Source organism: Bradyrhizobium sp. CCBAU 51753, from assembly GCF_015291565.1.
GTDB classification, from domain to species: domain Bacteria; phylum Pseudomonadota; class Alphaproteobacteria; order Rhizobiales; family Xanthobacteraceae; genus Bradyrhizobium; species Bradyrhizobium ivorense.
Genome location: NZ_CP030037.1, coordinates 1,241,616 through 1,265,459 on the forward strand (window position 1 = coordinate 1,241,616; position 23,844 = coordinate 1,265,459).

The 23,844-nt window shown below is 65.4% G+C and carries 17 protein-coding genes; 14 read left to right on the top strand and 3 right to left on the bottom strand.

Going from position 1 to position 23,844, the window contains the following annotated elements; translation table 11 throughout:
• The first annotated feature begins 27 nt into the window (after window positions 1–27).
• Both XH93_RS05625 and XH93_RS05630 read left to right on the top strand, forming a co-directional pair.
• Window positions 28–777, top strand: a complete 750-nt coding sequence (locus XH93_RS05625; protein ID WP_194472751.1) for a hypothetical protein — start codon at window positions 28–30, stop codon at window positions 775–777.
• A gap of 123 nt (window positions 778–900) precedes the next feature.
• On the top strand, window positions 901–1,551 hold the full coding sequence (locus tag XH93_RS05630) for a hypothetical protein (RefSeq protein WP_194472752.1): 651 nt from the start codon (window positions 901–903) through the stop codon (window positions 1,549–1,551).
• A 3-nt stretch (window positions 1,552–1,554) separates the two neighbouring features.
• Here the strand turns inward: XH93_RS05630 and XH93_RS05635 are convergent, their stop codons facing one another.
• Complete coding sequence (locus XH93_RS05635; RefSeq protein ID WP_194472753.1) at window positions 1,555–2,220, bottom strand: O-methyltransferase; 666 nt, start codon at window positions 2,218–2,220, stop codon at window positions 1,555–1,557.
• A 102-nt stretch (window positions 2,221–2,322) separates the two neighbouring features.
• Here XH93_RS05635 and XH93_RS05640 point away from each other — a divergent pair, with 102 nt between their 5' ends.
• The gene (locus tag XH93_RS05640; protein WP_139480449.1) at window positions 2,323–2,955 is read left to right on the top strand and encodes a TetR family transcriptional regulator; all 633 of its coding nucleotides are present in this window, start codon (window positions 2,323–2,325) and stop codon (window positions 2,953–2,955) included.
• Window positions 2,956–2,992: 37 nt separating this feature from the next.
• On the opposite strand, the gene XH93_RS05645 is transcribed toward XH93_RS05640, so the two are convergent.
• Together XH93_RS05645 and XH93_RS05650 are read right to left on the bottom strand one after the other, a co-directional pair.
• A complete protein-coding gene (locus XH93_RS05645) occupies window positions 2,993–3,925 on the bottom strand; it encodes an amidohydrolase family protein (protein WP_194472754.1) in 933 nt (310 codons plus the stop codon).
• A gap of 39 nt (window positions 3,926–3,964) precedes the next feature.
• On the bottom strand, window positions 3,965–4,654 hold the full coding sequence (locus tag XH93_RS05650; RefSeq protein WP_194472755.1) for a substrate-binding domain-containing protein: 690 nt from the start codon (window positions 4,652–4,654) through the stop codon (window positions 3,965–3,967).
• Window positions 4,655–5,218: 564 nt separating this feature from the next.
• Here XH93_RS05650 and aceE point away from each other — a divergent pair.
• The 11 genes from aceE to XH93_RS05705 all read left to right on the top strand — a co-directional run bounded on the left by aceE (window position 5,219) and on the right by XH93_RS05705 (window position 23,735).
• Window positions 5,219–7,918, top strand: a complete 2,700-nt coding sequence (aceE, locus tag XH93_RS05655; RefSeq protein WP_194472756.1) for a pyruvate dehydrogenase (acetyl-transferring), homodimeric type — start codon at window positions 5,219–5,221, stop codon at window positions 7,916–7,918.
• Between the two features lie 23 nt (window positions 7,919–7,941).
• Window positions 7,942–9,504, top strand: coding sequence for a dihydrolipoyllysine-residue acetyltransferase (gene aceF / locus XH93_RS05660; RefSeq protein ID WP_194472757.1), 1,563 nt, complete (start codon window positions 7,942–7,944; stop codon window positions 9,502–9,504).
• A 15-nt stretch (window positions 9,505–9,519) separates the two neighbouring features.
• Window positions 9,520–11,271: a dihydrolipoyl dehydrogenase gene (lpdA, locus tag XH93_RS05665; protein ID WP_194472758.1), complete on the top strand. Its 1,752-nt coding sequence runs from the start codon at window positions 9,520–9,522 to the stop codon at window positions 11,269–11,271.
• Window positions 11,272–11,317: 46 nt separating this feature from the next.
• Window positions 11,318–12,652, top strand: coding sequence for a dicarboxylate/amino acid:cation symporter (locus XH93_RS05670; protein WP_194472759.1), 1,335 nt, complete (start codon window positions 11,318–11,320; stop codon window positions 12,650–12,652).
• 64 nt (window positions 12,653–12,716) lie between these two features.
• Window positions 12,717–13,889, top strand: a complete 1,173-nt coding sequence (locus XH93_RS05675; RefSeq protein WP_194472760.1) for an acetyl-CoA C-acetyltransferase — start codon at window positions 12,717–12,719, stop codon at window positions 13,887–13,889.
• Window positions 13,890–13,997: 108 nt separating this feature from the next.
• The gene (phbB, locus tag XH93_RS05680; protein ID WP_194472761.1) at window positions 13,998–14,723 is read left to right on the top strand and encodes an acetoacetyl-CoA reductase; all 726 of its coding nucleotides are present in this window, start codon (window positions 13,998–14,000) and stop codon (window positions 14,721–14,723) included.
• Between the two features lie 83 nt (window positions 14,724–14,806).
• Entirely contained in the window at window positions 14,807–17,083 is a 2,277-nt protein-coding gene (locus tag XH93_RS05685; protein WP_194472762.1) for an NADP-dependent malic enzyme, read from the top strand.
• A gap of 49 nt (window positions 17,084–17,132) precedes the next feature.
• A complete protein-coding gene (locus XH93_RS05690; protein ID WP_194472763.1) occupies window positions 17,133–18,455 on the top strand; it encodes an NAD(P)/FAD-dependent oxidoreductase in 1,323 nt (440 codons plus the stop codon).
• A 160-nt stretch (window positions 18,456–18,615) separates the two neighbouring features.
• Window positions 18,616–20,514 (top strand): ATP-binding protein, encoded by a 1,899-nt coding sequence (locus XH93_RS05695; protein WP_194472764.1) that lies wholly within the window; start codon window positions 18,616–18,618, stop codon window positions 20,512–20,514.
• Entirely contained in the window at window positions 20,504–21,880 is a 1,377-nt protein-coding gene (locus XH93_RS05700; RefSeq protein WP_194472765.1) for a sigma-54 dependent transcriptional regulator, read from the top strand. The genes XH93_RS05695 and XH93_RS05700 overlap by 11 nt, the downstream gene beginning before the upstream one ends.
• 136 nt (window positions 21,881–22,016) lie before the next feature.
• Window positions 22,017–23,735: an alpha/beta hydrolase gene (locus XH93_RS05705; RefSeq protein ID WP_194472766.1), complete on the top strand. Its 1,719-nt coding sequence runs from the start codon at window positions 22,017–22,019 to the stop codon at window positions 23,733–23,735.
• The last annotated feature ends 109 nt before the right edge of the window (window positions 23,736–23,844 follow it).

Sequence of the window (23,844 nt, forward strand, 5' to 3'; positions counted from 1 at the left end):
CGACACCGGCCGGGAATGGAGACGTTTTTGACCAGAGCCATCACCCTCGCCGCGCTGACCTGTTTTCTCCTCGCCGGCGCCGCGATAGCAGCCATTTTGGGCCGGGACAGCCTCCCGGCGGCGCCATTGGCGGTCGCCGCGGTGCCCGCCGATGCCGCTCCCGTCGCCAACAGGGCCGGCAAACAGGACAAGCTTGCGGTCGCGGCGCTCGCTACTGCTGCCTTCGAGCCGCTGCAGGCGGTCGCGCCGCCCGCTGCGCCGTCGCAGCTGCAACTGCGTGCCCAGGCCGCCATTCCGGGTGCCTCCGACAGCGTGCGTCAGGCCTATGCGTCCACCGAACCCGCCGATGTCGGCCTTCCGAAGCTGACCGAGCCGGCTGACGTCGCGCCGAAGATCAGCGAGCCCGCGGCCGCGCCGGTCGCCCCCGCGCCGCCGAAGCCGAAGGCGGCCGCCAAGCCGGCGCCGCAGAAGAGCTACACCCTGCTCAGCGACGCACAGATCGCCAGCATCAAGGAACGGCTCCGCCTGTCGTCGTCGCAGGAATATTACTGGCCGCCGGTCGAGACCGCGCTGCGCGCGGTGGCGCGCAAGATCCACAGCAAGCGCCAGGGCGATGCGGCCTCGGGCAGCATGCCGATCGATCCCGACTCCGAGGAAGTCCAGCAGCTGAAATCGGCGGCAATGCCGCTGCTGTTCCAGCTCCGCGAGGACCAGAAGAACGAGGTCCGTTCACTGGCCCGCCTGATCGGTCTGGAAAAAGTCGCGGCGATGATCTGAGCGATCGGAACCATCGTCGCGCGCGTTGATTCGCCGTGAATCCTTCGCGCGTGGCATCGTGCGCGGTTTTATCGGAACATCGCATCTCCTCACACGTTGCTCGCCCGGACGAGGAGGCGAGTCATGCGGACATCAACGGCTTATTTCGCCGGTGTGGGAACTGTTGTTGCTGCGATCGCAGTCGGCGTCGGCGGCGGCTTCACGATCGCCAACATCGCCAACCCACACGAAGCAAAGCAGGAGGCCAGTCGGCTCGACCGCCGCACGACCAGCGAGCAAGCCGGCCCGCCATCGGCTTCGTCACAGCCTGCACCATACCTTGCCGCAACGCAGGAAGCCGCGACGAAGCCGGTGACTGTCGCGCCGGCGCCGCCGCAATCCGAGCAGCCTCAGCAGCAGAATGCGCAGCCGAACAATCCGCCGGCCGCGCAACCTGAGACGCCGGCCGTGCAGGAGACGAATGCACAGCCGCCATCAGCTCCCGCGCAGACCAAGCCCGCCGCCGCACGCGAACCCTCCGCGTCCTCCGAAGCATCGAACGCCAACACAAGCGCGCGCGATGCGGACGTGAAGCGTGCAACTACGGAGAAGCGCCGGGCCGAGCGGCGTCAGCGCTGGGCCGAGCGCCGCCGCGGCCGTCAGGGCGATGACATCCGTCAGGGCGACGAGTTGCGCGACGTGGAGCGCAGTGTGCGGCGATCGACCGAGGGCCCGCGTCTCATGGCGGTGGAAGCGCCACGCCGGATCGAGCTGTTCGACGACAGCGACGATTAGGCGTCAGCCCAGCCGCATCGACAACTCGACATCGTCGCCGAACGGCACCGACAGATAGCCGCTTTCGGCCGCGCGCACGCGCGCCAGATAATCGGGGCTGTCATCGGCATTGTCGGCGACGATGAAGGCGCCCGGCTTCAGCCGGCTCTCGACGAGATCGAGGATGTCGGGATAGAGCGCCTTGGCGCCGTCGAGCAACACGAGGTCGATCGTCTCGGGCAGATCCGTGCCCAGCGTCTTCAACGCGTCGCCCTCGCGGATCTCGACGAGGTCGATCAGGCCGCCGGCGGTCAGATTATCCTTCGCGCGCGCCACCTTGGACGGTTCGAACTCGCTGGTGATCAGGTGGCCACCGCCATTGTCGCGTAGCGCCGCGGCGAGGTGCAGGGTCGAGATGCCGAACGAGGTGCCGAACTCGACGATGCTCCGCGCCCGCGCACCGCGCGCCAGCATGTAGAGCAGCGCGCCGGTCTCGCGCGAGACTGCGAGCGGCGCGTGCTTCAGCCGTCCATAGAGCTCGCGATAGTCGGTCTTGCTCCGCATCATCCGCGCGCGCTCCGCATCGGAGAGATCGGCGACGGCAAGGCTGGTCTCCTCCGCCGCGGCGGAGGCTTGCGCGAACAGGCCATCGAGCAGGCGCGCGAGCTTCGGGGTGGTCAGGGTGGTCATTGCAAAATCCTTGGCAAATCCTTGGTTGGTGGCGCGTCCTTGCGCGCGACCTGAAATACGACTAATTATTCGCATTTGCTAATCGCATTCCCCAACACGCTGATGACCGAACGCCGAACCGCTTCAATTTCCTCGCGAAAACAGCCGCAACAGGCCCGCTCGACCGAGCTGGTTTCGGCGATCCTGGATGCCGCTGTTCAGGTTTTGACCAAGGAGGGCGCGCAGCGCTTCACCACGGCGCGGGTCGCGGAAAAGGCCGGCGTCAGCGTCGGCTCGCTCTATCAGTACTTTCCGAACAAGGCGGCGATCCTGTTCCGGCTGCAGAGCGACGAGTGGCGGCAGACGAGTGGCCTGCTGCGTGACATTCTCGCCGATGCCGCGCGGCCGCCGCTGGAGCGGCTGCGCCGCCTGGTGCACGCCTTCATCCGCTCGGAATGCGAGGAGGCCGCGGTGCGCGTCGCGCTCAACGACGCTGCGCCGCTCTATCGCGACGCGCCCGAAGCGCGGCAGGCGCGCGCCGCCGGTGAAGGCATTGTCGAGGCATTTTTGCGCGAGGCGTTGCCGAGCGCGTCGGATGCGACGCGCGCGGTGGCGGGCGAGTTGATTACGACGACCCTGAGCGCCGTCGGCAAGGAGTTTTCGGAAAGCCCGCGCACGCCGGCGGAGATCGCGGCCTATGCCGACGCCATGTCCGACATGTTTTGCGCGTATCTGAGGAGTCTCGGGAGGCGATGACGTCGCGCGCTCGATCGAACCTCGAGAATCTACCGCTTCAGCATTCCTCGGGCCAGTAGAGCCGCATCGGATTGTCGACCAGCAGCTTCCGCTGCAGGTCCGGCGTGACCGCGATGTGGGGAATGACGTCGACCAGCAATCCGTCGTCGGGCATGTGGCCGGTCAGATTGGGATGCGGCCAATCGGTGCCCCAGAGCACACGATCGGGAAAGGTTTCGACGATGCGGCGAGCGAACGGAACAACGTCGCGATAGGCGTTCTGCTCGCCGTGCAACGCCGGCGGTCCAGAGACCGAGAGGCGCTCCGGACAGCTCACCTTGCACCAGACATTGGCGTGCTCGCGCATGAACTTCACGAACAGCTCGAACTCCGGGCCATCAATCGGCTTGGAGACGTCCGGCCGCCCCATGTGGTCGACGATAATGGTCATCGGCAAGGCGGTGAAGAAATCCCACAGCTCCGGCAGGTCCACGGCCTCGAAATAGACCACCACGTGCCATCCGAGCCTTGCGATGCGTGCAGCGATCTCGTTCAGCTCGTCTTTCGGCGTGAAATCGACCAGGCGCCTGACGAAATTGAAGCGGACGCCGCGAACGCCGGCTGCATGCATGGTCGCGAGCTCGGCGTCGCTGACACTGCGCCTGATCGTGGCAACGCCGCGTGCCTTGCCTTCGGAGTGGAGCAGCGCATCGATCATGGCGCGGTTGTCGGCGCCGTGGCAGGTCGCCTGCACGACGACGTTGCGGGAAAATCCCAGATGATCGCGCAGCGCATAGAGCTGCGCGCGCGAGGCATCGCAGGGCGTGTATTTCCGCTCGGGTGCGTATGGATATTCGCCGCCGGGCCCGAACACGTGACAATGCGCATCGACGGCGCCGGCGGGCAGCTTGAAACGAGGCCTCGACGGGCCGGTGTACCAGTCGAGCCAGCCCGGCGTCTTCTCGAACGGCCCGGTCACAGGTTTCGACATCGCTTCCCCTTCTGCCTAACCGCCCGGACTTGACCGTGGTCACGCCGGCTCCATGCCGTAACGACGCTTGGACGCATCGGCTTCCGCAGATGTCAGATGCCTGATCAAGTCGTGTGCGCCGGCCGCATTGGAGGCCGTGGCGCAGATCCCGCATGAAAAGAGAGTTACGGACTGAACCTCGGGAGGCAGCGGTCCGGCGACCGCGATGCCCGGCACATCATGAAATTCGCTCAGCTGCTGAAAGCCGAGTTCGGCTTCGCCGCGAGCCACCAGGGTGCCTACGGGAACACCCGGTGAAGCCTTCACCAGCCGATCCGACACAGTCTGTTCGATGCCCCACCGTCGCAGAAGACCGAGCAGGTGAGTGCCGCTTGGGCCGGTTGAATATCCGATCGATCTTGCCGCGAGTACGGCCGCTTGCAGGCTCGCCTCGTCGGAGAGATCGGGGCGGTTGGCATGGGCACGGACCGCAACCGCCATCGCCGATTTCGCAAAGCCTGCCCGGCTTCCCGGCCTGAGCAAGCCGTCGGCGTCGAGCTGTGTCATGACATCGTCAGCGAGCACGACGATGTCGAACGTCTCGCCGGCGCGGACGCGTTTGGCAGCATCGACGCCGCCGACGGACTCGATGGTGACCGTGTGTCCCGTCTTGTTCTGGAACGCGCTGCTCAGCTCCGCCAGGATCTGACGGGTTGCCATCGAGGAGATGCCTGTTACCGTTGCCGCCATTCATGACGCCTGATCGATGTGTCCAAGGCCAGCCTTCGATGCGCCGAGATGTAACGCGCGCGGACATTCAGCGATCGCCGCGAAGCGCGTCAACTTGAATCTGTCGTCCTGCTTTGGTCGCAGTCGATGACTGCATGCCGCTGGGTGCGTGGTGGCCCGCACTGGTTGCGTTGGGCCGTTGGGCGGGATGGCGCCCGGTCTTCGGGAACCGCAACCAGGGCGATCCGATATTTCGGATGGCTGCCCCCGGCGGTTTTCCGGCGCTCCGGACAGGCCCGCTTTGGACGCATCGGCGGGTGCGTCGGCCCGCGGGGCAAAATCCAGCAAATTGAATGACATCCCCGCGATCGACCGGGCATTCCGCGACGTGGCACGAATGCTGCTTGAGGTGCCTACAAAAGGAGCGACAGCTCCAGAATATACAGTGCGAGGGGACGTTCAGATGCCAGCCGACATTCAAATCACGACCTGAAACGACCGGGACTTCGCCCGTTCGGCATTGCGCGCGTTCGCATGAATGCGGGCCGCAATGAGCGTCGGCGTGCGACTTCGGCTTGGCATGCAATGGAGAGAGCAATGACGATCGCGGACACGGACGATCAGGATCCGCAGGAAACCCGGGAGTGGCTCGACGCCCTGTCGGCCGTCCGGGGCCATCGAGGCAATGAACGCGCGGAGTTCGTCGTCAATGCGATGCTCGACGCGGCGCGCCGCGACGGCCTGCAGATCGAGCAATCGCTGACGACGCCCTATTGCAACACGATCCCCCTGGACCAGCAGCCGGCGCTGCCCGGCGATCGCGCCATCGAGCACAAGCTTCGCTCCATCATCCGCTGGAATGCGCTGGCGATCATTCTGCGCGCCAACAAGGAAAGCTCGGAGCTCGGCGGCCACATCGCGAGCTTCCAGTCGGCCGCCACGCTCTACGACATCGGCTTCGGCCATTTCTGGCATGCGCCGACCGATGCGCATGGCGGCGACCTGATCTTCGTGCAGGGACACTGTTCCCCCGGCATCTATGCCCGCGCCTTCCTCGAAGGGCGATTGAGCGAAGAGCAGCTGCTCGGCTTCAGGCAGGAGACCAGCGGCAAGGGATTGTCGAGCTATCCGCATCCCTGGCTGATGCCGGAGTTCTGGCAGTTCCCCACGGTGTCGATGGGGCTCGGGCCCTTGATGGCGATCTATCAGGCGCGATTCCTGAAATACCTCGAGAACCGCAAGCTGGCCGAGACGTCCAACCGCAAGGTCTGGGCGTTCATGGGCGACGGCGAAACCGACGAGCCGGAATCGCTCGGCGCAATCTCGCTCGCCGGCCGCGAGAACCTCGACAATCTGATCTTCGTCATCAACTGCAACCTGCAGCGACTCGACGGCCCGGTGCGCGGCAACGGCAAGATCGTGCAGGAACTCGAGAGCGTGTTCCGCGGCGCCGGCTGGAACGTCATCAAGGTGCTGTGGGGCTCGGGCTGGGACCGCCTGCTGGAAAAGGACAAGAGCGGCAAGCTGCTCAGGCTGATGGAAGAATGCGTCGACGGCGAATACCAGGATTTCAAGAGCAAGAGCGGCGCCTACATTCGCGAGCACTTCTTCGGCAAATACGATGAAACCAAGCAGCTCGTGTCCGACATGAGCGACGACGAGATCTGGCAGCTCGCGCGCGGCGGCCACGATCCCGCGAAGGTGTTCGCCGCCTATACCGCGGCCGTGAACCACAAGGGCCAGCCGACGGTCATTCTGCCGAAAACCGTCAAGGGCTACGGCATGGGGGAATCAGGCGAAGGCCAGATGATCGCGCATCAGGCCAAGAAGATGACCCAGGACGCGCTACGCGGTTTTCGCGATCGCTTCCAGGTGCCGGTCGCCGACGCTGATCTCGCCAAGGTCCCGTTCCTCCGGCTGCCGGAAGATAGCCCGGAAATGAAGTATTTCCGCGCGCAGCGCGAGAAGCTCGGCGGCTACCTGCCGCAACGCCGGCGGAAATCCGCATCCTTGCAGATTCCGCCGCTCTCCACGTTCCAGCGGCTGCTCGAAAACACCGGCGAGCGCGAAATCTCGACCACGATGGCGTTCGTGCAATTGCTCGGTGCGCTGGTGCGCGACAAGGCGATCGGCAAGCACATCGTGCCGATCGTGCCGGACGAATCCCGCACCTTCGGCATGGAGGGCATGTTCCGGCAACTCGGCATCTATTCGTCGGTCGGCCAGCTCTACCGGCCGCAGGACGCCGATCAGCTGATGTATTACCGCGAAGACAAGAGCGGGCAGGTCTTCCAGGAGGGCATCAACGAAGGCGGTGCGATGTCGAGCTGGATCGTCGCGGCGACCTCGTACTCGACCAACAACGTGCCGATGATCCCGTTCTACATCTACTACTCGATGTTCGGCTTGCAGCGCGTTGGCGATCTTGCCTGGCTCGCCGGCGACATGCGCGCCCGCGGCTTCCTGCTCGGCGGCACCGCTGGCCGCACCACGCTGAACGGCGAGGGCCTGCAGCATGAAGACGGCCACAGCCACGTGCTCGCCGCCACCATTCCGAACTGCATCTCCTACGATCCGACCTTCGCCTATGAGGTCGTGACCATCGTCCGCGAAGGCATGCGCCGCATGTATGAGGCGCAGGAGGATGTCTACTACTACCTCACCTTGATGAACGAGAACTATCCGCATCCGGCGCTGGCCGAGGCCGGCGAGGGCGCGGAGGAGGGCATTCTCAAGGGCCTCTATCTCCTGAAGAACGGCGGCGAGACCGCGAAGAAGGGACTGCGCGTCCAGCTCGTCGGCTCCGGCACCATCCTGCGCGAGGTGATCGCGGCGGCCGATCTGCTCAAGGCGGATTTCGGCGTCACCGCCGACGTCTGGAGCGCGACCAGCTTCAATGAGCTGCGCCGCGACGGCATGGCGGCGGAACGCTGGAACCTGCTGCACCCGACCGAACCGCGCCGCAAGAGCTGGGTGGAAACGCAGCTCGAAGGACATCCGGGGCCGGTCGTCGCGTCGACCGACTACATGCGCAACTACCCCGACCAGATCCGGGAACACGTGCACGCGGCCGGCCGCCGCTACGTCGTGCTCGGCACTGACGGCTTCGGTCGCAGCGACTATCGCGTGAAGCTGCGGAAATTCTTCGAGGTCGACCGTCACTACGTCGCCGTCGCGGCACTCAAGGCGCTCGCCGATGACGGGGCGATCAAGCCTGCGGTCGTGGCCGAGGCCATCGCCAAATATCAGATCGATGCCGGGCGCGCTGCGCCGTGGACCGTGTGAGGCAGGGAGCCGAGGGCAGAGCGATGAGTGGTCTGATCGACATCAAGGTTCCCGACATCGGCGACTTCAAGGACGTTCCGGTGATCGAGATCTTCGTCAAGCCGGGCGACAAGGTGAAGGCCGAGGATCCGCTGGTCGCGCTGGAATCCGACAAGGCGACCATGGAAGTGCCGTCGCCGCGCGATGGCGTGGTGAAGGCCGTGGTCGTCAAGGTCGGCGACAAGGTGAGCGAAGGCGCGGTGATCGTGCAGTTCGAGGGCGCCGGCGCCGAGCAGGCCGAAACGCGCCCCGTCGTCAGCGCGCCGCCGTCGCCGGTCAGCGCGCCGGCCGGACTCGCCGAAGTCCGCGTCCCCGACATCGGCGACTTCAAGGATGTTCCGGTCATCGAAATCTTCGTGAAGGTGGGCGACAGCGTCAAGGCCGAGGATCCGCTGATCGCGCTGGAGTCGGACAAGGCGACGATGGAAGTGCCGGCGCCGCTCTCGGGCACCGTGCGCGAAATCAAGGTGAAGACCGGCGACAAGGTCAGCGAGGGCGCGATCATCCTCGTGCTTGCGACCGGCGATGCCTCGGCTGCGGCCGGCGCTGCCGCACCCGCCGCGGCGCCCGCGTCCCCTGCGCCCGCTGCTCCTGTGGCGCAGGCAGGCGCGGTCGACGAGACGGCGTTCGCGCTGGCCTATGCCGGTCCCGCGGTGCGCAAGCTGGCGCGCGAAATGGGCGTCGATCTCGGCAAGGTCAAGGGCACCGGCAACCACGGCCGCATCGTGCGCGAAGACGTCGAGGCCTTTGCCAAGGGCGGCGCGCCGGCCGCCAAGCCGCAGGCCGCGGCGGCAAGCGGCGGCGGCGTCGGCATCGATCTGCTGCCCTGGCCGAAGGTGGATTTCGCAAAGTTCGGGCCGGTCGAGCGCAAGGAGCTTGGCCGCATCAAGAAGATCTCCGCGGCCAATCTGCATCGCAACTGGGTCGTCATTCCCCACGTCACGACCCACGACGAGGCTGATATCACCGAGCTCGAGCAGTTCCGGGTCAAGATGAACAAGGAGCTGGAGAAGACTGGCGTCAAGCTCTCGCTGCTGCCGTTCATGGTGAAGGCAGCGGTCGCGACCTTGAAGAAATTCCCCGAGTTCAACGCCAGCCTCGACGGCGACACCCTGGTCTACAAGAACTACTGGCACATCGGCTTTGCCGCCGACACGCCGAACGGCCTGATGGTGCCTGTCATCCGCGACGCCGACAAGAAGTCGGTGCCGGAGATCGCGAGTGAGATGAACGCGCTCGCCAAGTTGGCGCGCGAGGGCAAGATCAAGCCGGACCAGATGCAGGGCGGCACCTTCTCGATCTCCTCGCTCGGCGGCATCGGCGGCATCTACTTCACGCCGATCATCAACGCGCCTGAGGTCGCGATCATGGGCGTCTGCAAGGGTTACTGGAAGCAGCATTCAGCCGACGGCAAGACCTGGTCCTCGCGTCTGACCCTGCCGCTGTCGCTGTCCTGGGACCACCGCGTCATCGACGGCGCGGCCGCGGCCCGCTTCAACGTCTATTTTGCCAACGTGCTCGCCGATCTGCGGCGCGTGCTGTTCTGAGAAGGGGAGAGCGGCATGGCCCAGCAGATCGAAGTCAAGGTCCCCGATATCGGCGACTTCAAGGACGTCGCGGTGATCGAGGTCATGGTGAAGCCCGGCGAGACCGTCGCGGTCGACACCAGCCTGATCATGGTCGAGTCCGACAAGGCGTCGATGGAAATCCCGTCCTCGCATGCCGGCGTGGTCAAGGAGGTCAGGGTCAAAGTTGACGACAAGGTGAGCGAGGGGGCGATCATCCTCGTGCTCGAGGCTGCGGGGGCCGCCGCCGCACCGGCGCCTGCGCTCGCGGCCGCATCGAAGCCCGCGGCTGTTCCGCCGCCGGCCGCACCGGCCGCGGCCTCCTATTCCGGCAAGGCCGATATCGAATGCGAGATGCTGGTGCTCGGCGCAGGTCCAGGCGGCTACTCGGCCGCCTTCCGCGCCGCCGATCTCGGCATGAAGACCGTGCTGGTCGAGCGCTACGATACGCTCGGCGGCGTCTGTCTCAATGTCGGCTGCATCCCGAGCAAGGCGCTGCTGCACACCGCCTCCGTTGTCGACGAGGTCAAGCATCTGCCCGACCACGGCATCTCGTTCGGCGCGCCGCAGATCGACCTCGGCAAGCTGCGTGCGTTCAAGGACGGCGTGATCAAGAAACTGACCGGCGGCCTCGCCGGAATGGCGAAGGCGCGCAAGGTCGAGGTGGTGACCGGCGTCGGCGCCTTTGTCGACCCGCATCATCTCGAAGTCGCCACCGCGGGCGGCAAGAAGACGATCAGGTTCGCCAAGGCGATCATCGCCGCCGGCAGCCAGGCGGTGAAGCTGCCGTTCCTGCCCGAGGATCCGCGCATCGTCGATTCGACCGGCGCGCTGCTGCTCAAATCGATCCCGAAGCGGATGCTGGTGATCGGCGGCGGCATCATCGGGCTGGAAATGGCGACGGTGTATTCGACGCTCGGCGCGCGCATCGACGTCGTCGAGATGCTCGACGGCCTGATGCAGGGCGCCGACCGCGACCTGGTCAAGGTCTGGGACAAGATGAACGAGTCGCGCTTCGACAAGGTGATGCTGAAGACCAAGACGATCGGCGGCAAGGCCACCGAGGCCGGCATCGAGGTCAGCTTCGAGGGCGCGCAGGCGCCGTCCGGGCCGCAGCTCTACGACCTCGTCCTGGTGGCGGTCGGCCGCAGTCCGAACGGCAAGAACATCGGCGCCGACAAGGCCGGGGTCGCGGTGACGGATCGCGGCTACATCGACGTCGACAAGCAGATGCGCACCAACGTCGCGCATATCCATGCCATCGGCGACATCATCGGGCAGCCGATGCTGGCGCACAAGGCCGTGCATGAAGGCCATGTCGCCGCCGAAGTCGCCCATGGCGAAAAATCCTATTTCGACGCGCGGCAGATTCCGTCGGTCGCCTACACCGATCCAGAAGTCGCCTGGGCCGGCAAGACCGAGGACCAGTGCAAGGCCGAGGGCATCAAGTTCGGCAAGGCGGTGTTCCCCTGGGCAGCGTCCGGCCGCGCCATCGCCAACGGCCGCGACGAGGGCTTTACCAAGCTGCTGTTCGACGCGACGAGCCATCGCATCATCGGCGGCGGCATCGTCGGCACTCATGCCGGCGATCTGATCAGCGAGATTTGCCTCGCGATCGAGATGGGCTGCGAGCCGGCCGATATCGGCAAGACCATCCATCCGCATCCGACGCTCGGCGAGTCGATCGGCATGGCGGCAGAGGTCTTTGAGGGACACTGCACCGACCTGCCGCCGCAGAAGAAGAAATAACCTGCCTGCCGACCCGCGGGCACAGCGAGATCAAGGAGAACACACAATGTCTGGAGCGACCACTGCGGCGTCTGGAACGGCGGCCGTGACGCAGAAGAAGCCGTTTTACAGGATTCTCTATGTTCAGGTGCTCGTGGCGATCGTGCTCGGCGTCATGGTCGGCTGGCTCTGGCCGGATCTCGGCAAGAACGAGTGGATCAAGGCGATGGGCGACGGCTTCGTCAAGCTCATCAAGATGGCGATTGCGCCGATCATCTTCTGCACGGTTGTTTCCGGCATCGCGCACATTTCCGAAGTGAAGAAGGTGGGCCGCGTCGCGGTCAAGGCGCTGGTCTATTTCGAAGTGGTCTCGACCTTCGCGTTGGCGCTCGGCCTGATCGTCGCCAACGTACTGCATCCCGGCTCGGGTTTCCAGGGCCAGTCGAACGCCGCGGCGGTCGCCGGCTACGCCAAGCAGGCGAGCGAGATGAAGTCGGTGGACTTCGTGCTGCACATCATTCCCGACACCGTGGTCGGCGCGTTCGCGCAGGGCGAGATTTTGCAGGTCCTGCTGTTCGCCATCCTGTTCGGCTTCGCGCTGATGGGGCTCGGCGAACGCGCCCACACCGTCCGCGCCATGATCGACGACGTCGCGCATGCGATGTTCGGGGTGATCTCGATCGTGGTCAAGGTCGCGCCGATCGGCGCCTTCGGTGCGATGGCCTACACGATCGGTCGTTACGGGCCCCAGGCGCTCGGCAATCTCGCCGGACTGATCGCGACCTTCTATCTCACCGCGTTCCTGTTCGTGATCGTCGGGCTCGGCATCATCGCCCGCATCGCCGGCTTCTCGATCTTCAAGTTCCTGAAATACATCAAAGACGAGCTGCTGATCGTGCTCGGCACCTCTTCGTCGGAGAGCGCGCTGCCGCAGCTGATGGAGAAGCTGGAACGTCTCGGCTGCTCCAAGTCCGTGGTCGGTCTCGTCGTTCCCACCGGCTATTCGTTCAACCTCGACGGCACCAACATCTACATGACGCTGGCGACGCTGTTCATCGCCCAGGCGATGAATGTCGATCTCTCGTTCGGCGAACAGATGACGATCCTGATCGTGGCGATGCTGACGTCGAAGGGTGCCTCGGGCATCACCGGCGCCGGCTTCATCACGCTCGCCGGCACGCTGGCGGCGGTCAGGCCCGAACTGCTTCCCGGCATGGCGATCGTGCTCGGCATCGACAAGTTCATGAGCGAGTGCCGGGCCCTGACCAATTTGTGCGGCAATGGCGTCGCCTGCGTCGTGGTGGCGTGGTGGGAAGGCGAGCTCGATCGCGAGAAACTGAAGGTCGCGCTCGATCGCGACATCGACCCGTCCGACATCGAGGTCGCCATCACGACAGGCTAGCAGAGCGGCGTGATCCCTGGGGGGATCAGCGCCGGATCATCACGAGGCATCAAGGGAGTTGGTCATGACGGACGTGGTAATTGTCTCCGCGGCGCGGACGCCGGTCGGTTCTTTCAATGGGGCCTTCGGCGCGCTGCCCGCGCATGAGCTCGGGGCGGTCGCGATCAAGGGTGCGCTCGAACGCGCCAAGGTCGCGCCCGAGGACGTCGACGAGGTCATCCTCGGTCAGGTGCTGTCCGGCGGCGAGGGACAGAATCCGGCGCGGCAGGCGGCGATGGCGGCCGGCATTCCGCAGGAGAAGACGGCATGGGGCATGAACCAGCTGTGCGGTTCGGGCCTGCGCTCGGTCGCCCTCGGTCTGCAGCAGATCGCCAATGGCGATGCCAAGGTGATCGTTGCCGGCGGCATGGAGTCGATGTCGATGGCGCCGCATCTGTCGCATCTGCGTCCCGGCACCAAGATGGGCGACGTCAAGTTCATCGATTCGATGCTGAAGGACGGCCTGCTGGATGCGTTCCACGGCTACCATATGGGCGTCACCGCGGAGAATATCGCGGCGCGATGGCAGATCACCCGCGAGGAGCAGGACGCCTTCGCCACCAGCTCGCAGAACAAGGCCGAGGACGCCCAGAACGCCGGCAGGTTCAAGGACGAGATCGTTCCGGTCACCGTCAAGACCAGGAAGGGCGACGTCGTCGTCGACCAGGACGAATACATCCGCCCCGGTACGACCCAGGATGCGCTGGCCAAGCTGAAGCCCGCCTTCAACAAGGAGGGCTCGGTGACCGCCGGCAACGCCTCAGGTCTCAACGACGGCGCGGCGGCGCTGGTGCTGATGAGCGCAGACGAAGCCAGCAAGCGTGGTCTCACCCCGCTTGCCAAGATCGTGTCGTGGGCAACCGCAGGCGTCGATCCGGCGGTGATGGGCTCGGGCCCGATTCCGGCCTCGCGCAAGGCGCTGGAAAAGGCCGGCTGGAAGGTCAGGGATCTCGACCTCGTCGAGGCCAACGAGGCCTTCGCGGCGCAGGCCATCGCCGTCAACAAGGACATGGGCTGGGATCCGTCGATCGTCAACGTCAACGGCGGTGCCATCGCCATCGGTCATCCGATCGGTGCGTCCGGCGCGCGGGTTCTGACCACGCTGCTGTTCGAAATGCAGAAGCGCGGCGCGAAGAGGGGCCTCGCCACGCTGTGCATTGGCGGCGGCATGGGCGTCGCCCTGACCGTCGAGCGCTGAGCCAACCGGCAGGACGCAAGCAAGACGCGGACGGCACACGCCGTCCGCGGGCGACGGCGGCGGCCGATAGCGCGAACAACAAAAAAACGATCAGATCAGGAGGAGATCATGTCCAGGGTTGCGGTGGTGACCGGCGGAACACGCGGCATCGGCGAGGCGATTTCGATCGCGCTCAAGGCTGAAGGCTACAAGGTGGCCGCGAGCTATGCCGGCAATGACGAGGCGGCCGCCAAGTTCAAGAAGGAGACCGGCATCGACGTCTACAAATGGGACGTCGCGAGCTACGAGGCCTGCGTCGCCGGCCTGAAGCAGGTCGAGGCCGACCTCGGGCCGGTGGACGTGCTGGTCAACAATGCCGGCATCACCAAGGACGGCATGTTCCACAAGATGACGCCGGAGCAGTGGTACGGCGTCATCAACACCAATCTGAACTCGCTGTTCAACATGACGCGGCCGGTGTGGGAGGGAATGCGCGCGCGGAAGTTCGGCCGGGTGATCTGCATCTCCTCGATCAACGGCCAGAAGGGCCAGATGGGCCAAGTCAACTACTCCGCCGCCAAGGCGGGCGACATCGGCTTCGTCAAGGCGCTGGCCCAGGAGGGCGCCCGCGCCGGCATCACCGTCAACGCGATCTGTCCCGGCTATATCGCGACCGAGATGGTCAAGGCGATCAATCCGGAGATCGTGGCCAAGAACATCCTGCCGCAGATTCCGGTCGGCCGCCTCGGCGAGCCGCAGGAGATCGCGCGCGCGGTGCTGTTCCTGGCGTCCGACGATGCCGGCTTCATCACGGGCTCGACCATCTCGGCGAACGGCGGCCAGCACGCGGTCTGAGTTGTTTCGGCCACGGCGGAATTGAAGGCGACGGGCAAGCCCATGTCGGCGCCTCGAACGAGGGCATCAAGGCGGGGAATAGGATGGACCAGGATTTGAGAGAGGCGGCACTCGAATATCATCGCGTGCCGACGCCGGGGAAGATCTCTGTGGTGCCGACCAAGGCGATGGCCACCCAGCGCGACCTGGCGCTGGCCTATTCGCCCGGCGTCGCGGAGCCCTGCCTGGTCATCGCCGACGACCCGCTGCAAGCCGACGTGTTGACGTCGCGCAGCAACCTCGTCGCCGTCGTCACCAACGGCACGGCCGTGCTCGGGCTCGGCAATATCGGCGCGCTGGCCGGCAAACCGGTGATGGAAGGCAAGGCGTGCCTGTTCAAGAAGTTCGCCGGGATCGACGTCTTCGACATCGAGCTCGCCGAGGAAAACCCCGACGCGCTGATCGAGACCATCGCGCGGATGGAGCCGACCTTCGGCGGCATCAACCTCGAAGACATCAAGGCGCCGGAATGCTTCTACATCGAGAAGAAGCTCCGCGAGCGGATGAAGATCCCGGTGTTCCACGACGATCAGCATGGCACCGCGATCATCGCCGCGGCGGCGATCCTCAACGGACTGAAGCTGGTCAACAAGGACATCGCTGATGTCAAGCTGGTGTGCTCCGGCGCGGGCGCGGCGGCGCTCGCCTGCCTCGATCTCATCGTGAGTCTTGGATTGCGCCGCGAGCGGATCATCGTGACCGATGCCAAGGGCGTCGTGTATGCCGGCCGCGCCGAGAGCATGGACGACAACAAGGCGCGCTATGCCGTGAGGACCGACGCGCGCAAGCTCGACGACATCATTGACGACGCCGACATCTTCCTCGGCCTGTCGGCCGGCAAGGTGCTGACCCCTGACATGGTCAGGAAGATGGCGCGCGATCCCCTGATCTTCGCGATGGCCAATCCGATCCCCGAGATCATGCCGGAGGATGCGCTGGCGGTTCGTCCCGATGCGATCATCGGCACCGGGCGTTCGGACTACCCCAACCAGATCAACAATGTCCTCTGCTTCCCCTTCATCTTCCGCGGCGCGCTGGATTGCGGGGCGACCACCATCAATGAGGAGATGAAGCTTGCGACGGTGCGCGCGATCGCCGACCTTGCCATGGCGGAGGTGCCGGAAGTCGTGGCCGCCGCCTACAAGGGCGAGGGGCTTCGCTTTGGCCGCGACTACCTGATTCCAAAGCCGTTCGATCCGCGGCTGATCGAGATGATCGCGCCGGCGGTGGCCAAGGCCGCAGCCGACAGCGGCGTCGCCAGGCGCCCGATCGCCGACATGGATGCCTACCGCCAGAAGCTCGGCCGGTTCGTCTACCATTCCGGCAACGCGATGCAGCCGGTGTTCTCGATCGCCAAGGACAGCGGAAAATCGCTCGTTCTGGCCGAAGGTGAGGATGAGCGCATCCTGCGCGCGGCGCAGGTGATCGCCGACGAGCGGATTGCGCGGCCGTTGCTGCTTGGCCGGCCGGCGACGATCGAGCAGCGGATCGCAGCGTTCGGCCTCCGGCTGCGGCCCGGCCGCGACTGCGAGATCATCGATCCGCATGATGCGGAGATCTATTCCAAATGCGCTGAGGTCTACCATGCGCGCCGCAAACGCGATGGCGTGTCGGCCGCGCTGGCGCTGTCGGAGACGCGGAGCAACGCGACCGTGCTCGCCGCGATCCTGCTCGAACGCGGCATTGGGGACGCGATGCTGTGCGGCGTGATCGGAAGGACCGCAGATCATTTGGCCGGCATCCGCAGCGTGATCGGAACGCGGGAGAACGTGCGGACGCTCGCAATGATGCAGATGCTGATCCTGCCGCAGCATCAGCTTTTCATCTGCGACACCCACTGCAACCTCAACCCGACCGCCGAGCAGGTGGCCGACATCGCCTTGCTGGCGGCGGAGGAGGTCAAGCGGTTCGGCATCACGCCGCGGGTGGCGCTATTGTCGCATTCGAGCTTCGGCAGCTCGGCGGTGCCGGAAGCGCACAAGATGCGGGAGGCGCGCGCGATCATCCGCGAGCGGTCGCCTGGTCTCGCGGTAGAAGGCGAGATGCGCGGCGACGCTGCGCTCTCGCAATCCGTGCTCGATCACGAATTCCCGGATTGCGGCTTCGTCGGCCCGGCCAACGTGCTTGTCATGCCGAACCTCGACGCCGCCAACATCTCCTACAATCTGCTGCGGATGGCGGCGGGGCAGGGGCTGACGGTCGGCGGCATCCTGCTCGGCGCGGCCAAGCCGGCGCACGTCCTGACGCCGTCCTCGACCGTCCGCCGCATCGTGAACATGGCCGCGGTCGCAGCCGCGGATGCGGTATCCGAGCGAGCCTGATCGAGGGGGCGGATTGGGCGCACTGTGAACGCGATCGATCGAGGCCATCATGAGTGAGCCGCAGTCGGAAAAACGCCGGGTCGTGATTGTCGGAGGCGGGGCGGGCGGACTGGAGCTCGCCACCCGCCTCGGCGACAAATACGGCCGCAAGGGCAAGCTCGAGGTCACGCTGATCGAGCGCAACCGCACCCATGTGTGGAAGCCGAAGCTGCACGAAATCGCGGCCGGCAGCATGGATATCGCCGCCCATGAGGTCGACTATCTCGCGCAATCCTACTGGCATGGCTTCCGCTACCGGATCGGCGAGATGATCGGGATCGATCGGGAGCGGTGCCAGGTCGAGGTGGCGGCCTATCTCGATGCTGAAGGCCGCGAGGTGACGTCACAGCGCAGCTTCGACTACGACGTTCTTGTCATCGCCGTCGGCAGCCAGAACAACGATTTTGGCACGCCTGGCGTCGTCGACCACGCGATCAAGCTGGAGTCGCAGGCCGATGCGAAGCGGTTCCACGAACGCATGGTTAATGCATGCATCCGCGCCCATGCGCAGTCGGCGCCTCTCGGCGAACACCAGCTGAAGGTTGCCATCATCGGCGCCGGCGCGACCGGCGTCGAGCTGGCGGCGGAGCTGCACCGCACGACCCGCGAGGTCGTGGCCTATGGCCTCGACCAGGTCGATCCGCACAAGGACATCAAGATCACGCTGATTGAGGGCGCCGACCGGGTGCTGCCCGCGCTGCCCGAACGGGTTTCGCAAGAGACCGAGAAGTTGCTGGTCAAGCTGGGTGTCGATCTGCTGGTCGGGGCCAAGGTCTCCGAAGTGTTCGCCGACCACGTCAGTCTGACGGACGGCCGGACCATCCCCGCCGAACTGATCGTCTGGGCCGCGGGCGTCAAGGCGCCGGATTTCCTTAAAGGTATTGCCGGCCTCGAGACCAACCGGATCAACCAGCTCGCCGTGCGGCCGACCTTGCAGACCACGCGCGACGACAACATCTTCGCCATCGGCGACTGCTCGGCCTGCGCATGGGGCGAGCGCGGCAATGTGCCGCCGCGCGCGCAGGCGGCGCATCAGCAGGCCTCGCACCTCTATTCCCAGATCCCGCGGCATCTGCGCGGCGAGCCGATCAAGGATTATCGCTATCGCGACTTCGGATCGCTGGTGTCGCTCGGCGAGTTCAGCACGGTCGGCTCGATGATGGGCTCGCTGGTCGGCGGCGACCTGGTGTTCGCGGGTCTGTTCGCGCGCATGATGTACCTGTCGCTGTACAAGATGCACGAATACGCCCTGCACGGGCCGGCGAAGGTGGCGCTCGACACGCTCGCCCGCCTGATCACCAGGCGGACCGAGCCGCACGTCAAGCTGCATTAGCAGTGCAGAGGAGAGGGATGCTGTGTCGGCCATGATGCTGTGCCGAAGCTGGAGGGAAGGCTGATGGATGCGATGTTCCTCGGCTTGATCCTGCCGGTCGTCATCGCCTGCACTGGATTTTCCTATCGCGTATTCCGGGGCGAGACCGTAGAGTTGGGCCATGCGTGAGTGGTCGTCCGCAATGGCCGGCGCTCCCGGTGTTGTGCTGGTTCACGAGATGACGGAGCTTCCTTCCCTGGTGACCATCAAGGGACCTGCCACAGTCGGCTCGGTGGTGCCCACTTCCACGCGTTGGCTGGTTCGCGGCGCGGTTGCTCTTGCGCTGGTCGCCGCGGCGTCGTGGCTCGGATATGTGATCGCGTTCCGCCAGGGGCTCGACCATCTGCACGCCGCAGCTCAGCAGCGCCTGACCGTCGAGGCTGCCAGGCTCGACGGCCATCTTTCGCGATTTGAGTATCTGCCGTCACTGCTGGAGACATCGCCCAGCGTGTTCCGGCTGCTCGAGGCTCCCGACGATCGTGCACTGCAGCAATCCGTCAGCCTTTACTTGAAGTCGATCAATCTGCTTGCGGGAGCCGACAACCTCTATGTTCTGAGCGTCTCCGGCGCGACGCTTGCCGCGGCGGATTTCGACCAGCCCGGGACGCCGTTCGGCGAAAACCTGTCCTATCGCCCCTATGTCAGCGAAGCGCTCTCGCGCGGCCGCGGCGCGTTCTACGGCGTCGGCATCACGACCGCCAAGGCCGGCTACTATCTGTCCTATGCGCTGAAGGACGGCGGGGCGACCAAGGGCGTTGCCACCGTCAAGGTCAATCTGGAATCGTTCGAGCAGGCGTGGCGCAACACCGAGAACGACATTCTGCTGGTCGACGAGCGCGGGGTGACGATCCTCGCCTCTCGCGACGCGTGGCGCTATCGCCCGATGGCGCCGCTGTCGGTTCAGACGCGCGACGACATTGCGCGATCCAAACCCTACGGCAACCACGACCTGGCACCACTGGGATGGAATTTCGCTGGTCAGTCCACCGGCGATGCTGCGCGGATCACCGCGGAAAACGGCACCGCCTACACGGTCAGTGAGCTTCCGATCAACCGCGGCCTGTGGCGGCTGATCCTGCTCGACGACGAGGCGCCGACGCGGCAGACCGCGCTGATCATCGCCGTGATATCGGGCCTCGCGGCCGTCGTTGCGCTGCTGGCGCTTGGCCTTGTCGAGCAACGCCGCAGAGAGATCCAGCAACGGCTGGCCAGCCAGGCTGCGCTGGAGGCCGCGAACGACATGCTCGAGACCAGGGTGCAGGAACGCACCGCCGAATTGCGGGCCACGCAGGATGAGCTGGTCCATGCCGGCAAGCTGGCAGCGCTCGGCCAGATGTCGGCCGGCATCGTCCACGAGCTGAACCAGCCGCTGGCCGCGCTGCAGACCGCAGCCGACAACGCGGTCCTGCTGGTCGACCGCGGCGCGATCGGCGATGCCCGCGGCAACCTCACCCGGATTGGCGAGCTGGTACGCCGGCTCGCGCGCCTGACCAGCCAGTTGCGGGTATTCGCCTACAAGTCGAGCAGCCCGCTCGGCGCGGTCTCGGTCGATCATGCCGTGGCCGAGTCGCTCAAGATCCTGGCCGGGCGCGTCAAGGAGGGCGGCGTCGCCGTCGTGACCGAGGTCGACGCAAAACTCTGTGTCGTTGCCGATCAGACCCGGCTCGAGCAACTGTTGTGCAACATCGTGGCGAACGCGCTCGATGCCGTGGAAGGCGCAGAGCGCAAGTCGATCCTGATCCGGGCGGGCAGGGAAGAAGCGCCGGCCGCGCGCTGCCGCATCGCCATCAGCAACAGCGGACCCGCGATCGCCACCGACGTGCTGCAGCGCATGTTCGAACCGTTTGTGACGACCAAGCCCGCGGGCAAGGGCCTGGGCCTCGGCCTGATGCTCTCCAACCACATCGCGCGATCGTTTGGCGGCGAGCTGCATGCGCGAAACCTGATGCCTGATGGTGCCGAGTTCGTCGTGACCCTTCCATTGGCTGAGACAGCAGAGGCGGCTTCGCATGGGCGATGACCAAACGATCGGCGTGATCTATGTCGAGGACGATGACGACGTCCGGATCGGCGGCGTTCAGGCGCTCGAGCTTGCCGGATTCTCCGTCCTCGGATTTGCCTCGGTCGAGACCGCCAACGGATCAGTCCGTGCCGACATGCCCTTTGTAGTGGTCTGCGACGTGCGATTGCGCGGGCGGAGCGGGCTTGACTGGCTGTCGGATCTCCGCCGGCTGGACCAGGATCTGCCGGTGATCCTGATCACCGGTCACGGCGATATCTCGATGGCCGTGCAGGCGATGCGGACCGGCGCCTATGACTTCATCGAAAAACCCTGTTCCTCGGAGCAGCTGATCTCGGTGGTGCGCCGCGCGGCCGAGAAGCGGCGGCTGACGCTCGAGGTGCGCTCGTTGCGTTCAGCGCTGGCGGACCGCCAGGGCATCGACGCGAGCCTGCTCGGCCGGTCGCCGCAGATCCAGGAAGTGCGCCGTCTCGTCTCCACGCTGGCGGCGACCAATGTCGACGTCACGATCTATGGTGAAACCGGGACCGGCAAGGACGTCGTCGCGCGCTGTCTGCACAATCACAGCGGCCGTCGCGGCGGCAATTATGTCGCGGTGAACTGCGGCGGCCTGCCGGAATCGCTGGTCGAGAGCGAGCTGTTCGGCCACGAGGTCGGCGCCTTCACCGGCGCCACCCGTCAGCGGATCGGCAAGATCGAATATGCCAATGGCGGAACGCTGTTCCTCGACGAGATCGAGAGCATGCCGCTGAGCGTCCAGGTCAAGCTGCTGCGCTCGCTCCAGGATCGGTCGATTGAGCGCGTCGGCACCAACAAGCCGATCGCGGTGGATTGCCGGGTCGTGGCCGCGAGCAAGGTGAATTTGCTCGAGCTGAGCGAAAAGCGGCTGTTTCGCGCCGATCTGTATTATCGCCTCGGCGTCGCCTTCATCGAGCTGCCGCCGCTGCGCGAGCGGCGCGAGGATATCCCGCTGCTGTTCGAGCACTTCACCCTGGACGCGGCGCGGCGGTTCGAGCGCGACGCCCCGATCCTCGACGAGCAGACCATGTTGCGCCTGCTCGCCTATTCGTGGCCGGGAAACGTGCGCGAGCTGCGCAACGTCGCCGACCGTTTCGTGCTCGGCGTGCTCGATGGCAAGGCGATCACCAAGTCCGGCATCGCTACATCGGAGGTGTCGTTGCCGCGGCAGCTGGAGAACATCGAGCGCTCGATCATCGAGGACGCGCTGCGGCGCAAGCAGGGCGACGTGCAGGCGACCGCCGTGCTGCTGAGCATCCCGAAGCAGACGCTGTACGACAAGATCAAGCGGCTTTCAGTCAACGTCGACGGCATCAGGGAAGGCGCGACCGTGCGCTCCGCGTCCTGACGATCGCGGCAGCCGACGGCTGCCCCATGCGGGCGACGAGATCACAAGCTCTCGTTCATGCGAGGGTAAAGGGCGCCAGGTAGAAGCGGCCCGAAGTCGGAAGCAAACGAACTCATCAATCTTGCGAGGGGACGTCATGAATCGGCCATTCAACATGCCTGACGAGTTTGTCGAGGGCTTCATGAAGGCGGGGGAAAGCCTGTGGCGATCGCTCGGGTGGGCGCCCAAAAGCAATGGTGACGGGGCGGACCTCGGCGCGGCCCTGAACGCGTCGGGCCGCCTCGCCGAATTGCAGGCGGGCCACCTGATGCGCCTGTACCAGCTCACCGAGCACGTGATGAAATCCGCAGCCGGCGTGCAGAGCGACGGCGGCATCGAGCCTGCGCGCGGCGATCGCAGGTTCAACGCCACGGAATGGCGCGACAACGCCGCCTATAGCCTGCTTAAGCAATGCTATCTCCTGAACTCGCGCTATTGCGTCGATTTCGTCGAGGCGCTCGAGCTCGACGAGAAGGAAAAGCATCGCCTGCGCTTCTTCACCCGCCAGCTGGTCGAGGCGATGAGCCCGACCAATTTCATCGCCTCCAACCCTGACGTCATCAAGCTGGCGACGGATAGCGAAGGTCAGAGCCTGAAGGCAGGCCTCGACAATCTGATGGCCGATCTGGGCCGAGGCAGCCTGACCATCACGGACGAGCAGGCGTTCGAGGTCGGCAAGGATGTCGCCACGTCGAAGGGCGCGGTGGTGTTCGAAAACGAGCTGTTTCAACTCATTCAGTATGCACCGGCGACCGAGCAGGTGACGGCCCGGCCGCTGCTGATCGTGCCGCCCTGTATCAACAAGTTCTACATTCTCGACCTGCAGCCGGCCAATTCATTTGTCCGCTTCGCGGTCGAGCATGGCCTGACCGTGTTCATGGTCTCCTGGCGCAATCCCGATGCCTCGTGCGGGCACTTCGGCTGGGACGATTACGTCGAACACGGCGCCATGCGCGCCATCGAGATTGCCCGGTCGATCGCGGGCGCCGACAAGATCAACGTCGTCGGCTGGTGCGTCGGCGGGACTATCCTGTCGTCGGCGCTGGCGATCCTGCGGACACGCGGCGACGAGCAGGTCGCCAGCGTGACGTTGCTGACCACGATGCTCGACTTCCGCGAGCCCGGCGATCTCGGCGTGTTCGTGGACGAGGAGGGCACCCGGCAGCGCGAGCTGACGATCGGCAATGGCGGCATCTACCGCGGCTCGGAGCTCGGCTTCGTGTTCCAGACCCTGCGGTCCAAGGAGCTGATCTGGCCGAACGTGATCGACAACTATCTGAAGGGAAAATCACCGGAGCGTTTCGATCTCTTGTTCTGGAACGCCGACGTCACCAACCTGCCGGGACCGATGTATTGCTGGTACATCAGGAACATGTACCTGGAGAACAATCTTCGCGAGCCGAACCGGCTGACGATGTGCGGCACCCCCGTCGATCTCGGACGGGTCGACCTGCCAGCCTACGTGCTGGCCACCATGGAGGATCACATCGTGCCGTGGCGATCGGCCTATCGCACCACGGGCCTGTTCAGCGGCGAGACCCGCTTCGTGCTCGGCGCCAGCGGGCACATTGCCGGCGTGATCAATCCCGCCTCCAAGAACAAGCGCAGCTATTGGCTATCGGACCAGCGATGCGACGACCCCGCGGCGTGGTTCGCCGGCGCGAGCGAGAAGCCGGGCAGCTGGTGGAACGACTGGATCGCCTGGCTCCAGCCGTGGGCTGAGGACCGGGTGCCAGCCCGTACCCAGCTCGGCAGCAACCAGTATCCTTCGGGCGAATCCGCGCCGGGCCGATATGTGAAGACGAAGGCAAATTGATCGCGTCTGCCGTCGGCATTGGTGGGAGAATCGTCGCCGCTGCTAAGTTTCCTGCCCTTTTCGTCGAATTCGACCACGTTCGCCGCGCTTTGCGCGGGTTGTTACTAGC

Bases quoted from the DNA above. Each gene is read 5' to 3' on its own strand.
- XH93_RS05630 (WP_194472752.1), top strand. From the start codon at position 901: ATGCGGACATCAACGGCTTATTTCGCCGGTGTGGGAACTGTTGTTGCT.
- XH93_RS05635 (WP_194472753.1), bottom strand. From the start codon at position 2,220: ATGACCACCCTGACCACCCCGAAGCTCGCGCGCCTGCTCGATGGCCTG.
- XH93_RS05640 (WP_139480449.1), top strand. From the start codon at position 2,323: ATGACCGAACGCCGAACCGCTTCAATTTCCTCGCGAAAACAGCCGCAA.
- XH93_RS05645 (WP_194472754.1), bottom strand. From the start codon at position 3,925: ATGTCGAAACCTGTGACCGGGCCGTTCGAGAAGACGCCGGGCTGGCTC.
- XH93_RS05650 (WP_194472755.1), bottom strand. From the start codon at position 4,654: ATGGCGGCAACGGTAACAGGCATCTCCTCGATGGCAACCCGTCAGATC.
- aceE (WP_194472756.1), top strand. From the start codon at position 5,219: ATGGAGAGAGCAATGACGATCGCGGACACGGACGATCAGGATCCGCAG.
- aceF (WP_194472757.1), top strand. From the start codon at position 7,942: ATGAGTGGTCTGATCGACATCAAGGTTCCCGACATCGGCGACTTCAAG.
- lpdA (WP_194472758.1), top strand. From the start codon at position 9,520: ATGGCCCAGCAGATCGAAGTCAAGGTCCCCGATATCGGCGACTTCAAG.
- XH93_RS05670 (WP_194472759.1), top strand. From the start codon at position 11,318: ATGTCTGGAGCGACCACTGCGGCGTCTGGAACGGCGGCCGTGACGCAG.
- XH93_RS05675 (WP_194472760.1), top strand. From the start codon at position 12,717: ATGACGGACGTGGTAATTGTCTCCGCGGCGCGGACGCCGGTCGGTTCT.
- phbB (WP_194472761.1), top strand. From the start codon at position 13,998: ATGTCCAGGGTTGCGGTGGTGACCGGCGGAACACGCGGCATCGGCGAG.
- XH93_RS05685 (WP_194472762.1), top strand. From the start codon at position 14,807: ATGGACCAGGATTTGAGAGAGGCGGCACTCGAATATCATCGCGTGCCG.
- XH93_RS05690 (WP_194472763.1), top strand. From the start codon at position 17,133: ATGAGTGAGCCGCAGTCGGAAAAACGCCGGGTCGTGATTGTCGGAGGC.
- XH93_RS05695 (WP_194472764.1), top strand. From the start codon at position 18,616: ATGCGTGAGTGGTCGTCCGCAATGGCCGGCGCTCCCGGTGTTGTGCTG.
- XH93_RS05700 (WP_194472765.1), top strand. From the start codon at position 20,504: ATGGGCGATGACCAAACGATCGGCGTGATCTATGTCGAGGACGATGAC.
- XH93_RS05705 (WP_194472766.1), top strand. From the start codon at position 22,017: ATGAATCGGCCATTCAACATGCCTGACGAGTTTGTCGAGGGCTTCATG.